We start from the raw sequence: 13,438 nt of genomic DNA, 5'->3' as shown, positions 1-13,438 counted from the left end.
AGGCCATGGACCGACAATGACAAAACGCCCCAACTTCCTGTTCCTGATCACCGATCAACAGCGCGCCGACTGGTTGGGGTGCTATGGCCATCCGGTCCTGAAAACACCCAACATCGACGCCATCGCCGCACGCGGCACCCGGTTCGACAATTTCCACGTCGCTTCGCCCGTCTGCATGCCAAACCGAGCCTCGCTTCTGACCGGACGCTATCCCAGCCTGCATGGGTTGCGCTTCAACGGCTGCGTCCTGCCGGAAAACGCCAATACATTCGTCGATCTTCTGGCCGGGGCGGGCTATCACACCGCTGCGATCGGCAAAAGCCACCTTCAACCCTTCACCAACCTGCCCCCCATGGGCAAAACACGGGAAGAAATCACGGCCAAACCCGATGCCTGGAAACGTGCGCCGATCGCCCATTACGAAGAAGAACCGGCCCAATACGATGGCGACGGCCGCTACAAAATCAAGACGCCCTATTATGGCTACAACCATGTCGACATGGTCACCTCGCACGGTGACCGCTGCGGCGGGCACTACCAGCAATGGTTCCGTGAAACCGCGCCCGACTGGCGGGCGCTTCAGGACGATGCCAACCAGCTATCGCACAACTATTCCTGTCCGCAGGCCTATCGCACCCCGATCCCGGAAGAGCTCTACCCAACCGCCTATATCCGCGACAGCGCCATCAACTACATCACTTCGCGCTCCGGCGAAGACGCCCCGTTCTTCGCCTTCGTCAGCTTCCCCGACCCGCATCACCCGTTCAATCCACCGGGCAAATACTGGGATATGTACAGACCCGAGGATTTTGAAGTGACGCTACCTTACGAAGCCCACAAGAACCCGACGCCACCAATGCAGTGGTTGCACGACAACTGGAAAGGCGATGGTGGCCAGACAACCCCGCAAACAGCGATGATGCTGGACGATCAGCAAATCAAGGAAGCCATGGCCCTAACCGCCGGCATGATGGCCTTCATCGACGACGCGGTGGGTGAGATCATAGGCGCGCTCGAGGACAGTGGTCAGCTCGACAACACTGTCATCTGTTACAATTCCGATCACGGCGACTATCTGGGTGATTTCAACATGCTCCTGAAAGGCGCTCTGCCCTTCCGTGCAATCACACAGGTGCCATTCATCTGGAGTGACCCCGCACATCGCACCGCCGCTGTCAGCGATGCCCTGTGTTCAACCGTCGACCTCTCCGCCACCATCCTTGATCGCGCCGGGCTTGAACCTTTCAACGGCAATCAGGGAAAAAGCTTCCTGTCAGCCATAGCTGGCGCCGAAGGCCCGCGCGACGAGACGCTGATCGAATACAATGACGGCGGCAAACGGCTTGGCTTCGAATCTCCTGCGCGGGTGCGCAGCCTGCTCACCAAGTCGTGGAAATACACCGTCTACCACGACCAGCCCTGGGGCGAGCTTTATGATCTCGTCGACGATCCGCATGAGACCAACAATCTTTGGGACAGTGCCGAACATCAGACAGTTAAGGCACATCTGTCCGAACGCCTGATCCACCATCTGATCGCACAAATGGACGAAAGCCCTCAGGCAGACCGGATAGCGTGACGTCTGGATCGCCCAACCCAATTCAAGGCCTCTGTGCTGGCAAGCCGGAACATTGGCTCTCCAAGCAAGTAACCTATGGCGACTTTCAAATAGTATCGACCCATTGCATCCGTTGCCGCGGTTTGGCCATCGCCTTGTTCCATCCACACGCCTGTAATTGACGCCTGGCGCAACGACTGGCCGGTCAGAGCGCATTTTGGTGTATGATGCATCTGATTGAGCTGGCGAAAATCACGCGGAAACTAGACGATGTCCGGCTAGGGAACCCGCGACAATCAGACGTTGACGATGGCGACCTTCGGAGTGACGATGCTGTTCTGGCATTGCCGTTCTTTCTAGGATGTCAGATCAGAATTTGCGTGGGTAACTCCAAGTCTATTTGGGTAATCTGACCGGGTTAGCCATCTGAGACAAGAAACCACTCGAAAGTTAAATGCGATCGCATGACTACAATCTGAAAGGCCAAAAGGATGCATTTGTGTTCTTCACAGCAATACAATTCACGTCGCTCGGCTGTCTTGGCAGACAACATAGTGGCCACCTCGCAACCGCTGGCAGCACAGGCGGGGCTCTCGATGATTGCCCGCGGAGGCAACGCTGCGGACGCGGCCGTGGCCACAGCGATCACTTTGGCCGTAGTCGAGCCAACAGGCAACGGGGTCGGTTCCGACGCGTTTGCGATTCTTTGGGATGGCAAGCACCTACACGGCTTGAATGCCTCGGGCCGGGCTCCTGAGGCTTGGTCATTTAAAAAATTTGCCGGGCGTGATGAAATGCCGATGCACGGCTGGAACAGCGTAACAGTGCCCGGCGCAGTATCCGCTTGGGTCGAGATATCCGAGAAATTTGGATCATTGCCCTTCCAAACCTTGTTTGAACCGGCCATCGGGTACGCCGAGCGTGGGTTTCCGGTGTCCCCCAAGATTGCTCAACTTTGGGCACGGGGTGGTGAGCAGTTGGCTGATCAGCCGGGATTTGCGGAAACGTTTTTGCCAAAGGGCGAGGCCCCTGTTGCCGGAGAACGGTTTACCAACCGGGCGCTTGCGCGCAGCTTGAGATTGATTGCTGAAACCAAGGGCAAGGCCTTTTACGAAGGCCAAATCGCGGACGCAATTGTTGCGTTTTCCAAGGCCCACGGCGGGGTGATGACTTCTCGGGATCTGGCATCGCACCGCCCGGACTGGTGCGGTACGATTTCGAAAAGGTTTGATGATGTCACGCTGCACGAAATCCCACCCAACGGTCAGGGCATTGCGGCGCTGATGGCGCTTGGCATTCTGAGCCACACCGATATTCGCGAGCTTGACGCAGACGACCCGCGTGCTGTTCATCTTCAGATCGAGGCGATGAAACTGGCCTTGGCTGATACCCATGGCTATTTGGGGGATATTGCGCACATGAAAGCTGTGTCACCCGATGATCTGCTGGATGATGACTATCTTGCGGCGCGCGCCAGGCTGATTGATCCGTCGAGGGCGCAGGACTTTGGTTCCGGCGCTCCGAAACGCGGGGGTACGGTTTATCTGAGCACTGCGGATGCGTCGGGCATGATGGTGTCATACATTCAGTCCAACTATGCCGGGTTTGGCTCGGGTGTGACTGTTCCTGAGACCGGGATTCACCTGCAGAACCGAGGTTGGGGATTCTCGCTTGATCGCGCCAGCCCCAATGCAGTCGGTCCCGGCAAACGTCCGTTCCACACGATCATCCCCGGTTTCCTCATGGGGAAAACCAGTCCAATCATGAGTTTTGGCGTTATGGGCGGCCCGATGCAGCCCCAGGGGCACGTGCAGATGGTATTGCGCACGCAGCTTTGGGGGCAGGATCCGCAAATGGCTGCAGATGCGCCGCGCTGGCGGTTCACGCAAGGGCTTGGTGTGGCTTGCGAAACCACGATGACAACGCAGACCCTGGACGAGCTGGAAGGGTTAGGGCATCGCCTCGCAATGGAAGAGCCCGATTCCGCCTTTGGGTTTGGCGGAGCTCAACTTGTTCACCGCCTGCCGGGCGGCGGCTATGCCGGCGGCTCTGATCCACGCAAAGACGGTGCGGCTGTCGGATTTTGATCCAAGTCGCGCGCAGTGTCTGATTTCCAGTGAACTATTTTGTTGCGCTGCTGGTGAGCGCTTGCCACGGTAAGGGTCACAATTCTTCAGGATAGGCTCCATGACACATCGACTATGCGCCAGCCCCGAAACTTGTGTATGGGGGTACTTTGATGCGGCCATTGCCCCTGCGATTGAAATTCAAAGCGGAGACACGGTAACCATAGAGACGGTATCTGGAGGACCTGATCAAATCCCTCCTTTGGATGCTGGTTTCCATATTCCGCCTGAACTCTTGGAAATACACGCTCGTTCACCCCGTCAGCTGCCAGGCCACATCCTGACCGGGCCCGTGGCAGTCGCAGGGGCGAAACCCGGGGATGTTTTGGAAGTTCAGATAATTGACGTCGCGCTTCGTCAGGATTGGGGTTGGAACCTGATACGCCCTCTGGCGGGCACATTACCGGACGATTTCCAAACAAGCCGGGTTGTTACGATACCTCTTGATCGGGACGAAATGCAGGCCCGGCTGTCCTGGGGACTTGCGCTGCCGCTAAAACCGTTTTTCGGAGTGATGGCCGTGGCACCACCTTCGAACTGGGGTCGCATTTCAACAATCCAGCCCAGGGCACATGGTGGCAACATCGACAACAAGGAACTTGTCGCGGGCACGACGCTTTACCTGCCGGTGCACACCGAAGGCGCGATGTTCTGGTGTGGCGACGGGCATGGTGCACAGGGAGATGGCGAAGTCTGTGTAACGGCAATCGAAACCGCTCTGGAAGGGACGTTCCGACTTACTGTTCGAAATGATATGAAGCTTAGTTACCCCCGGGCCCAAACCCCGACGCACCTGATCACCATGGGGATGCACGAAGATCTGGACCGCTGCGTTGAAATGGCATTGAGGGACATGATCGAATGGATCGTCGAGCGCACCGGACTTGGGAGCGAAGACGCTTACATGTTGTGTTCGCTAGCAGGTGACCTGAGGGTGACGCAAACAGTAAATGGCAACAAGGGGATACATATGATGATGGATACCAACTTGTTGGCTGGACATGTGGAATGATCTGGAGGGATTGGCTTTGAAGACTGCGGTTGTTGGCTTGGGGATCATGGGGCGGCGGATGCTTGAACACATGCTTCGCCACGAGGGATATCAACCTGTTGCATTATGGGATCCCGACCCGCGAGCCTGCGAGTTGGCTTTGCGGATGGCCCCTGATGCGGAAATCTCAAAAGACGCGGACAGTGCGATTGCGGCTGCTGATCTGGTGTATCTGTCCTGTCCGCCAGAGCCACGAAAAGCCTATGCTCTCGCTGCTGCTGCTGCGGGAAAAGCTGTGTTTCTTGAGAAACCGTTGGGCGTGAATGTTAGTGAAAGTGAAGACCTTGTCGCCCGCTTGGCCGCCTTCGGGGTTCCCGCTGCTGTCAACTTTACCCAAGCGGCAGGCGCGGCGATGACCGATGTATCACACGCGGCCAAAAGTGGGATGCTGGGTGAGCTTGTCGGTGTCGATATCGTCGTCACCTATGGCGCCTGGCCGCGGGAATGGCAGAAGGCGGCGGATTGGCTGAGGTTCCGCGCCGAGGGCGGTATGACCCGTGAAGTAATTTCGCACTTCCTGTTTTTTTCGGAACGCATCCTCGGGCCGCTTTCTGTTGTTTGGGCGCGTCCATCCTATCCGGCCGATCCTGCCCTATGCGAAACCCATATGCAGGCCCGGCTTGAAACGTCGGATGGTCGGCCAGTGACGATCATGGCCAGTGTTGGCGGTGCACAGCCGGACCGCCAGGAACTGACAATCAAGGGCTCGCGTGCCAGCAGGCGCATCACCGATTTTTATGTCGATGCCATGTCAGATGGAGGCGAGTTTACCGAAGTCAGGGAACGGCCCGAGGATCCGAGAGCGGCCAGCCTGAAGGCGCAGCTTGATGATCTGCGCCTGTGCATTGAAGGGAAACCTAATCGTTTGGCCACACCCGAAGAGGCGCTGCGTATACAAAAGCTGGTTGAGGCGATGCTGGCAGGAACGCCCTGACCGCAGCAGTAGCCCTGACGTGTTTCACAAATAGCCTGCGACGAGGCTTCACTTGTAAAACCGCAAGAAAGGGGCATTCTTGCCCGTAATCGCGGCACCGAAGGCATGCCCGTCCAGGTGCGAAAACACGGATTGAACGATGATCGAAACTGCTCTGGGCGTGACAGGTGGGATGACTGCCCCGCATCGCGTGGCAACCAAAATTGGTGCGGATGTTCTCGATGCCGGAGGAACCGCCATCGAGGCGATGGTGGCCGCAGCGGCGGCGATTGCTGTCGTTTACCCACACATGAATGGAATCGGTGGGGATGGATTTTGGCTGATCCACCGAAAGGGAAAGGCACCTGTGGCGATTTCGGCCTGTGGTCAAGCCGCTGGGCTTGCCACGCCCAAATGGTATGCGGAGCGCGGGCACGAAAAGGCAATACCAGCGCGCGGCGCGTTGGCGGCGCTGACAGTACCGGGCACGGTAGGCGGCTGGCAGGCGGCACTGGAGCTGATTGATCCGGCGCGGCGAATGCCGCTGGCGGAATTGCTTAGCCCGGCGATTGATCTGGCCAGAACAGGCGTAGCCGTGACCCGAAACCAATCGGTGACGACCGGCGAGAAGCTCGACGGGCTGCGCGATGTTCCAGGATTTGGCGATGTGTACCTAGTAGAGGCGCGCGCTCCCGAGGCAGGGCATCGCCTGGTTCAAGCCGCCCTGGGCGGAACCTTAGCGGCGATTGGCGAGGATAGCGCAAGCTATTATCATGGCGATATTGCCGCAGCTCACGCTCAGTTTCTCGAAGCTCAGGGCAGTCCGCTGAGACTGGCCGATTTCAATGCCTACAGTGCCGAACAGCAAGCACCGCTCAAGATTTCCACGTCGCTGGGAACACTTTATAACATTGGTCCACCGACGCAGGGCATGTCCTCACTGGCCATTCTCGGAGTGTTCGACCGTCTGGGTATCACTCGGGGTGAGAGCTTTGCTCATATCCATGGGCTAGTCGAAGCCACCAAGCAGGCATTCATCCTGCGCAATTCGGAACTTGGCGACCCCGCAACAATGAGCGCCCCGGCACAGTCGTTTCTTGACGGCAAAACTCTTGATCGCATGGCGGCGGCAATCGACCCGGACGCAGCGCTGGCCTGGCCGCACGAGGCCAAACAGGGCGACACAATTTGGATGGGTGCGGCAGATCAGAACGGCACGGTCGTCAGTTTCATTCAGAGCGTGTTCTGGGAATTCGGCAGCGGGCTGATCTGTCCCGAAACCGGCGTCACGTTCCAGAACCGTGGCGCCGGGTTCAGCTTGAGCCAAGGACCAAACCAACTCGCTCCGGGCAAGCGGCCGTTCCACACACTCAACCCGGCGTTGGCGGTGCTGGACGACGGGCGTGTAATGTCCTATGGGACAATGGGGGGCGAAGGTCAGCCACAAACCCAAGCCGCGGTTTTTTCGCGCTATGCACAGTTCGGAATGCCACTTCAGGAAGCAATTAGCTCTCCTCGGTGGCTTTTGGGAAAGACTTGGGGGGACGACACGACAAGTCTCAAACTTGAAGCCAATTTCGATCCTGAGCTGGTGGAGCAGCTCAGCGCTGCGGGTCACCAGGTGGAAATGCTGTCAGCATATTCAAGCCTGATGGGGCATGCAGGAGCGATTGTTCGCCACCAGAGCGGGGTGATCGAAGCTGCTAATGACCCACGCTCAGATGGTCTTGCCTATGCCGTCTGAGCTTGAAAAGAAAATCAGGAATGCCAAGGAGCAAGACACGAGCCGAACTGTTTCCGCCCCGATTATCGACCGCGACGCAACCGCTCTTGCCATCGGCGCACCAGACCGCGAGTGGCTCAGCTATGGCGGTTTGCGCGATCTGTCATCGCAGGTCACTAAAACCCTGCATGGGTTCGGGAGCGGACGCGGGGACCGCGTTGCAATCGTTCTGCCAAACGGGCCCGAAATGGCATCCGGTTTTTTTACCATTGCGCAAGTGGCAACCACCGCGCCTCTTAACCCCGCCTACCGTGAAGAAGAATATGATTTCTACCTCGAAGACCTGAAGGCCAAAGCGCTGGTTGTGGCTGAAGATTATGACGGTCCTGCCGTTGCGGCGGCGAACAAGGCCGGAATAGCCGTCGTAAGACTATCTTTCAGCACTGCCGATCCGGCGGGGTCGTTCACGCTTTCGTTCTCAGGTGGTCTTGCCCCATGTGACCACAGCGCGCCGGGGAAGACGATGTTGCGTTGATCCTGCACACCTCGGGCACGACGTCGCGGCCGAAAATCGTACCTCTGCTGCAATCCAATATCCACGCATCTGCTGGCAACATCATGGCTTCCCAGGATCTGACGCCGGATGACCGCTGTCTCAACGTTATGCCGCTGTTTCATATCCATGGGCTGATAGCTGCAGTTTCGGCGTCGTTTGCAGCCGGGTCACAGGTATGCTGTACGCCTGGCTTCAACGCGCTGCGCTTCTTTGCGCAACTCGAGGCGGTCAAGCCAACGTGGTGCACTGCCGTCCCCACCTTGCATCAGACCATTCTGACTCGGGCCGAACGCAACCGTGAGATCATCGACAATGCAAACCTCCGGTTCCTGCGATCGTCGTCGGCTTCGCTTTCAGCCCCTGTCATGCAAGCTCTGGTCTCCACGTTCGGCGCACCGGTGATCGAAGCCTACGGCATGACCGAGGCCACACACCAGATGTGTTGTAACTCGCTTCCCCCGCGCGCCCAAAAGCCGGGATCGGTTGGCGTGGCGGCCGGACCGGAGGTGCGCATCGCGCACTAAGCCGAAGACAAGCTACAGGATCAACATGCCACGGGCGAGATTGTGATTTCCGGCCCCAATGTGACCCCGGGCTACGAGGGCAATCCAAAGGCCAATGAAACAGGCTTTATCATGGCCGAGGCAAAGAGATGATTTCGCTCCGGCGACCAATGCGCGTTTGACGAGGACGGCTATCTCAACTTGACCGGGCGCCTGAAAGAGATCATCAACCGTGGTGGTGAAAAAATCAGCCCGCTAGAAGTCGACGCCGTGATGCTAAGCCATGCCGAGATTGCCCAGGTCGTCTGTTTTGCGGTGCCCCATGACAAGCTGGGCGAAGACATCGCAGCCGCAGTGGTCTTGAAAGAGGGTTCCGAACTCGACGAAAGGGCCATTTGTGACTTCACGTCGCAACACCTCGCCAATTTCAAGGTCCCGCGTTCCGTGGTGATCCTTGATGAGATTCCCAAGGGCGCAACCGGCAAGATTCAGCGGATTGGAATGGCTGAGAAACGCGGCCTGACCAGCTGAACACGGAGGATACTGCAATGAAGATCGGTATATTCGGCGCCGGCGCCATTGGCGGCTACCTTGCGGTAAAACTGGTGCAGGCCGGAGCCGACGTCAGTCTCGTTGCGCGCGGTCCTCATCTGGCCGCGATGAAGAAAAAAGGGCTCACCTTGGTTTCGGAAGGGGGAGAACGCAGCACAGTCGAAGTGGACGCCTCCGACAACCCGGAAGACCTGGGCAAGCAGGATTATGTGTTCATCACGCTAAAAGCGCATTCCGTACCGCCCATAGTCGAAAAAATGCAACCGCTGATTGGTGAACAGACTACGATTGTCAGCGGTGTGAACGGCGTGCCTTGGTGGTATTTTCACAAATACGACAGCCCCTTTGCGGGCACCCGGCTTGCTTCGGTTGACCCAGGCGACGCGCAGTGGAATGGGTTTGGTCCCGACCGCGTATTGGGTTGTGTCGTATACCCTGCAGGCGAAGTGATCGAACCAGGAGTGATCAAGCAAATCGAGGGCAATCGGTTTTTGCTGGGCGAACCAGACGGGTCGCGGTCGGATCGAGCCATGACGCTGCCTCAGACTCTGGCCAAGGCCGGGCTCAAGGCTCCCGTCCGGCCGCGCATCCATGACGAAATCTGGGTTAAGCTGTGGGGCAACCTGTCATTCAACCCGATCTCGGCCCTCACCCATGCTACACTCGACGTGTTGTGCACCGATCCGGGCACCCGCTCCGTAGCACGTGGCATGATGCTCGAGGCATAAGAGGTCGCCGAAAAGCTCGGGGTGAAGTTTCCCATTGACGTGGAACGGCGGATCGATGACGGAGCCGCCGTTGGCGGGCACCGAACCTCGATGTGGCAAGACCTCGATGCCGGGCACCCAATGGAGATCGATGCGCTTGTTACCGCGGTGCAGGAACTGGGGTCGTTGACCAAAACCGAGACCCCGACAATCGACACAGTATTGGCCCTTGTTCAGCTGCGCGCAAAAATGGCGGGGTTGTACTGAAGTCGGATCCTGAAGGCATTGCCTGTCTTGTTCTTAGGTCAATGGGTGGCAGCATTCAGTCGTTCGTACGCATGCAAATCCGGTTGCGGAACATTTCGATGTAGTCGAACACGTCCTGCCTTGTGTCGTAGCGCGTTGGGTATGCACGCTCCCAGATCCTTTCCCACTTCAATGGCTGGAAGAAGCTTTCGGCAACAGCATTGTCGTGCCAAGTTCCGCGCTGGCTCATACACGGCTTGGCCGAACCCAAACTCTTGTGCATGGCGGGTTCCGGACGCAAGGTGTGAGAAACATGGACGACCCCATCCTTTGGAGAGAAATCATGACCGTAAACTTCACTGAGTATTTGCGTGGCGAACTGGATGGTTTGCGCGAGGCCGGGCTTTACAAAGGCGAACGGGTCATCGCCTCGAAACAGGCGGGAACCGTGACGCTGGACACGGGTCGCGAGGTGATCAACCTGTGTGCCAACAACTACCTGGGTCTTTCCGGTAATCCTGGGCTGATCGAGGCGGGCCGGGCGGCTCTGGCGCGCTATGGCTACGGCATGTCCTCGGTACGGTTCATCTGCGGAACACAGGAAGAGCACAAGGAACTGGAAGCGCGCCTGTCCCGCTTCCTCGGTTTCGAAGACACCATTCTCTATTCTAGCTGTTTTGACGCCAATACCGGGTTGTTCGAAACTCTTCTGGGTGAAGAGGACGCAATCATTTCGGATGCGCTGAACCACGCCTCGATCATCGACGGAGTGCGGCTGTGCAAGGCAAAACGCTTCCGCTACGCCAATTCCGACATGGCGGATCTCGAGGTCCAGTTGCAGGCGGCCCAAGGCGCCCGGTTCAGGATGATTGCGACCGATGGTGTCTTCTCGATGGATGGCTACATCGCCAAGCTGGCGCATATCTGTGACCTCGCCGAAAAATACGATGCCATGGTGATGGTCGATGACAGCCACGCCGTCGGCTTTGTCGGCAAGACTGGGCGCGGTTCTATCGAGCATTGCGACGTCATGGGTCGGGTGGACATCGTCACCGGCACGCTGGGCAAGGCACTTGGCGGGGCCTCGGGCGGCTATACCTGCGCGCGCGCCGAGGTGGTGGATTGGCTGCGCCAACGCTCGCGGCCCTACCTGTTCTCAAACACGCTGGCGCCGGTGATTGCCCAGACCTCGATTGCCGTGCTGGACATGCTCGAGGCCAGCACTGAACGCCGCGACCGGCTGATGGAGAACGCCACCCTTTTTCGCGCCCGAATGTCGGCGGCAGGGTTTGACCTGCTTCCCGGCGAACATCCAATCATCCCGGTGATGCTGCGCGATCCGAAACTGGCACAGGAGATGGCAGTGCGACTGGATAAAAAGGGCGTTTATGTTGCACCTTTCAGCTTCCCGGTTGTGCCGCGCGGACAGGACCGTATCCGTACCCAAATGTCGGCGGCCCACAGCCACCATGAACTTGACCGCGCTATCGACGCCTTCATCGAGGTCGGTCGCGACATGGAGATCGTGACATGAGCAACGAAATGAAAGCGCTGGTGAAAGCAAAGCCCGAGGAAGGGCTCTGGATGGAATACGTTCCGGTGCCGGAACCAGGCCCGGACGAGGTGCTGATCAAGGTTCGAAAATCGGCAATCTGCGGTACCGATGTCCATATCTGGAAATGGGACGAATGGTCGGCCAAAACTGTGCCGGTTCCCATGGTTGTCGGCCACGAGTTCTGCGGCGAGATCGTCGATTGCGGCAAGGCAGCCACCAAGTTCAACATCGGGCACCGGGTCTCGGGTGAAGGCCATATCGTCTGCGGCATCTGCCGCAATTGTCGGGCAGGCCGGGGGCATCTGTGCCGCAACACCCAAGGGGTGGGCGTCAACCGGCCCGGGGCCTTTGCCGAATACTTATGCATCCCGGAAAACAACGTTGTCCCGATCCCTGATGACATCCCCGATGAAATCGCCGCCATCTTCGACCCGTTTGGCAACGCGGTTCACACCGCCCTTAGCTTTGACCTGGTGGGCGAAGACGTCTTGGTCACCGGTGCCGGACCCATCGGCATTATGGGCGCGTTGGTCGCGCAACGGGTGGGCGCACGCAAGGTGGTGATCACCGATATTGCACCCTACCGGCTTGAGCTGGCGCGCAGAATGGGAGTGCAGCACGTGGTGGACGTGTCCCAAGACACGCTGCGCGACGTTATGGACGACATCGGCATGACCGAGGGCTTCGACGTCGGATTGGAGATGTCCGGTGCCTCTGCCGCCATGCGCCAGATGATCTCGCGCATGAACAATGGCGGCAAGATCGCGCTTCTGGGTATCGCTCCAACCGCGTTCGCCGTCGACTGGAACGAGATAATCTTCAAGATGTTGACGGTCAAAGGCATCTATGGTCGCGAAATGTTTGAGACCTGGTACAAGATGATTGCCCTGGTGCAATCCGGGCTCGATCTGACCGACCTGATCACCCACCGCATCTCCATCGACGACTTCGAAAGCGGGTTTGCCGCCATGCTCTCCGGTGATGCAGGCAAGGTGGTAATGGACTGGACCTAGAGACAAGCGTAGGTCAGGAGCGACCGGATGATGGAGAGAAAAAATGTCGGCTCGTCTTCCCAAGCTGATGCAATTGCGCTGTTTCGAAACCGCCGCACGCCACGAAAGCTTCACGGCAGCGGCAGAAGAACTGGGCATGACCCAAAGTGCCATCAGCAAGAAGATCAGAGAGCTGGAAACCGACCTCGGCTTCGACCTTTTCCTGCGTGTTGGTCGGGGTGTGGTTCTGACCGCCGCGGGGCGGAACTTCGCCGACCGGCTTGCATCAGACCTGAACGGCCTGCGCAAAACGGTGCAAGAGGCGGTGGCCGCCGGGGCGCGGAAAACCGCACTTTCAATCGGTATTCTGCCGACATTCGCCAATCTCTGGCTGATCCCGCGCCTGCCAGATTTCTTTGCCCGCCATCCCGAGATCGAGCTGTCCTTCTCCACTCGGTTAGTGCCGTTCGATTTCGACCACGAACCGGTTGACCTCGCGTTTCACTATGGCCGCGAAAACTGGCCTGGAACGCAGATGCTGCATCTTTTCGGCGAAAAAGTCGTGCCGGTCTGCTCACCCGAGTTCCGTTATGCCCATGGGATGGAGAATGATCCGGGCAATCTCTCGCAGGCGCCCTTGCTGCACCTGACCAGCCGTCCTAGAGCTTGGTCCGACTGGATCGAGAAAGCCGGAATCCACAAGACCTCACCGCTCGAAGGGCGGTATTTCGATCAGCATTCGATGGTGATTTCTGCCGCCATTGCCTCGTTGGGGGCCGCAATCGTGCCGGTGCAGATGGTCGCAAGGGAGCTGTCCAGCGGCGAACTTGTCCGCTTGGACGACACCGAGATGACGACCGGAAAAAGCTACTATCTCGTTCGCCAGGCGGGTCCGGCCTCGCCCCCTATAGTAGCCTTTGAAACTTGGGTTCGAAAGCAATCGGCCCGGCAATAAC

Annotated in this window: 11 protein-coding genes and 2 pseudogenes; 12 read left to right on the top strand and 1 reads right to left on the bottom strand. The window is 58.3% G+C overall.

Translation table 11 applies throughout. From position 1 onward, the window contains the following. Positions 1 to 16 precede the first annotated feature (16 nt). The 9 genes and pseudogenes from RXV86_RS02155 (at position 17) to RXV86_RS02115 (ending at position 9,956) form a co-directional block, all read left to right on the top strand. Positions 17 to 1,579: a sulfatase-like hydrolase/transferase gene (locus RXV86_RS02155; protein ID WP_316297148.1), complete on the top strand. Its 1,563-nt coding sequence runs from the start codon at positions 17 to 19 to the stop codon at positions 1,577 to 1,579. A gap of 470 nt (positions 1,580 to 2,049) precedes the next feature. Further along, positions 2,050 to 3,645 carry a gamma-glutamyltransferase family protein gene (locus tag RXV86_RS02150; protein WP_316297147.1) on the top strand — a complete coding sequence of 532 codons (1,596 nt, stop codon included), beginning with the start codon at positions 2,050 to 2,052 and terminating at the stop codon, positions 3,643 to 3,645. Between the two features lie 100 nt (positions 3,646 to 3,745). After that, a complete protein-coding gene (locus tag RXV86_RS02145) occupies positions 3,746 to 4,696 on the top strand; it encodes an acetamidase/formamidase family protein (protein ID WP_316297146.1) in 951 nt (316 codons plus the stop codon). After that, on the top strand, positions 4,686 to 5,669 hold the full coding sequence (locus RXV86_RS02140; protein WP_316297145.1) for a Gfo/Idh/MocA family oxidoreductase: 984 nt from the start codon (positions 4,686 to 4,688) through the stop codon (positions 5,667 to 5,669). Before RXV86_RS02145 ends, RXV86_RS02140 begins: the two co-directional genes overlap by 11 nt. 139 nt (positions 5,670 to 5,808) lie before the next feature. Beyond that, positions 5,809 to 7,392 (top strand): gamma-glutamyltransferase, encoded by a 1,584-nt coding sequence (locus RXV86_RS02135; protein WP_316297144.1) that lies wholly within the window; start codon positions 5,809 to 5,811, stop codon positions 7,390 to 7,392. Further along, on the top strand, positions 7,355 to 7,906 hold the full coding sequence (locus RXV86_RS02130) for an AMP-binding protein (RefSeq protein ID WP_316297143.1): 552 nt from the start codon (positions 7,355 to 7,357) through the stop codon (positions 7,904 to 7,906). The genes RXV86_RS02135 and RXV86_RS02130 overlap by 38 nt, the downstream gene beginning before the upstream one ends. Next, complete coding sequence (locus RXV86_RS02125) at positions 7,903 to 8,451, top strand: AMP-binding protein (protein WP_316297142.1); 549 nt, start codon at positions 7,903 to 7,905, stop codon at positions 8,449 to 8,451. Before RXV86_RS02130 ends, RXV86_RS02125 begins: the two co-directional genes overlap by 4 nt. A 180-nt stretch (positions 8,452 to 8,631) precedes the next feature. Then, positions 8,632 to 8,961, top strand: coding sequence for a hypothetical protein (locus RXV86_RS02120; RefSeq protein ID WP_316297141.1), 330 nt, complete (start codon positions 8,632 to 8,634; stop codon positions 8,959 to 8,961). Positions 8,962 to 8,978: 17 nt separating this feature from the next. Beyond that, positions 8,979 to 9,956 (top strand): annotated as a pseudogene (locus RXV86_RS02115) (2-dehydropantoate 2-reductase). An 82-nt stretch (positions 9,957 to 10,038) separates the two neighbouring features. Here RXV86_RS02115 and RXV86_RS02110 read toward each other — a convergent pair. Continuing rightward, positions 10,039 to 10,185: pseudogene (locus RXV86_RS02110) on the bottom strand (IS3 family transposase); the annotation flags it as partial. Between the two features lie 93 nt (positions 10,186 to 10,278). Here RXV86_RS02110 and RXV86_RS02105 point away from each other — a divergent pair. From RXV86_RS02105 to RXV86_RS02095, 3 genes are read left to right on the top strand one after another with little or no spacing between them, the layout of a single operon-like run. Beyond that, on the top strand, positions 10,279 to 11,469 hold the full coding sequence (locus RXV86_RS02105; protein ID WP_316297140.1) for a glycine C-acetyltransferase: 1,191 nt from the start codon (positions 10,279 to 10,281) through the stop codon (positions 11,467 to 11,469). A gap of 8 nt (positions 11,470 to 11,477) precedes the next feature. Next, positions 11,478 to 12,503: an L-threonine 3-dehydrogenase gene (gene tdh / locus RXV86_RS02100; protein ID WP_316298415.1), complete on the top strand. Its 1,026-nt coding sequence runs from the start codon at positions 11,478 to 11,480 to the stop codon at positions 12,501 to 12,503. 43 nt (positions 12,504 to 12,546) lie between these two features. Next, complete coding sequence (locus RXV86_RS02095; RefSeq protein ID WP_316297139.1) at positions 12,547 to 13,437, top strand: LysR substrate-binding domain-containing protein; 891 nt, start codon at positions 12,547 to 12,549, stop codon at positions 13,435 to 13,437. Position 13,438 lies beyond the last annotated feature (1 nt).

The sequence above is a fragment of the Aliisedimentitalea sp. MJ-SS2 genome (genome assembly GCF_032586155.1).
Lineage (GTDB): Bacteria > Pseudomonadota > Alphaproteobacteria > Rhodobacterales > Rhodobacteraceae > JAWHTC01.
This window is presented reverse-complemented; position numbering and strand designations above follow the sequence as displayed.

What these genes read in the sequence shown, in the direction of transcription:
- RXV86_RS02155 (WP_316297148.1), top strand. Translation starts at nt 17, where the DNA reads ATGACAAAACGCCCCAACTTCCTGTTCCTGATCACCGATCAACAGCGC.
- RXV86_RS02150 (WP_316297147.1), top strand. Translation starts at nt 2,050, where the DNA reads ATGCATTTGTGTTCTTCACAGCAATACAATTCACGTCGCTCGGCTGTC.
- RXV86_RS02145 (WP_316297146.1), top strand. Translation starts at nt 3,746, where the DNA reads ATGACACATCGACTATGCGCCAGCCCCGAAACTTGTGTATGGGGGTAC.
- RXV86_RS02140 (WP_316297145.1), top strand. Translation starts at nt 4,686, where the DNA reads ATGTGGAATGATCTGGAGGGATTGGCTTTGAAGACTGCGGTTGTTGGC.
- RXV86_RS02135 (WP_316297144.1), top strand. Translation starts at nt 5,809, where the DNA reads ATGATCGAAACTGCTCTGGGCGTGACAGGTGGGATGACTGCCCCGCAT.
- RXV86_RS02130 (WP_316297143.1), top strand. Translation starts at nt 7,355, where the DNA reads ATGACCCACGCTCAGATGGTCTTGCCTATGCCGTCTGAGCTTGAAAAG.
- RXV86_RS02105 (WP_316297140.1), top strand. Translation starts at nt 10,279, where the DNA reads ATGACCGTAAACTTCACTGAGTATTTGCGTGGCGAACTGGATGGTTTG.
- tdh (WP_316298415.1), top strand. Translation starts at nt 11,478, where the DNA reads ATGAAAGCGCTGGTGAAAGCAAAGCCCGAGGAAGGGCTCTGGATGGAA.
- RXV86_RS02095 (WP_316297139.1), top strand. Translation starts at nt 12,547, where the DNA reads ATGTCGGCTCGTCTTCCCAAGCTGATGCAATTGCGCTGTTTCGAAACC.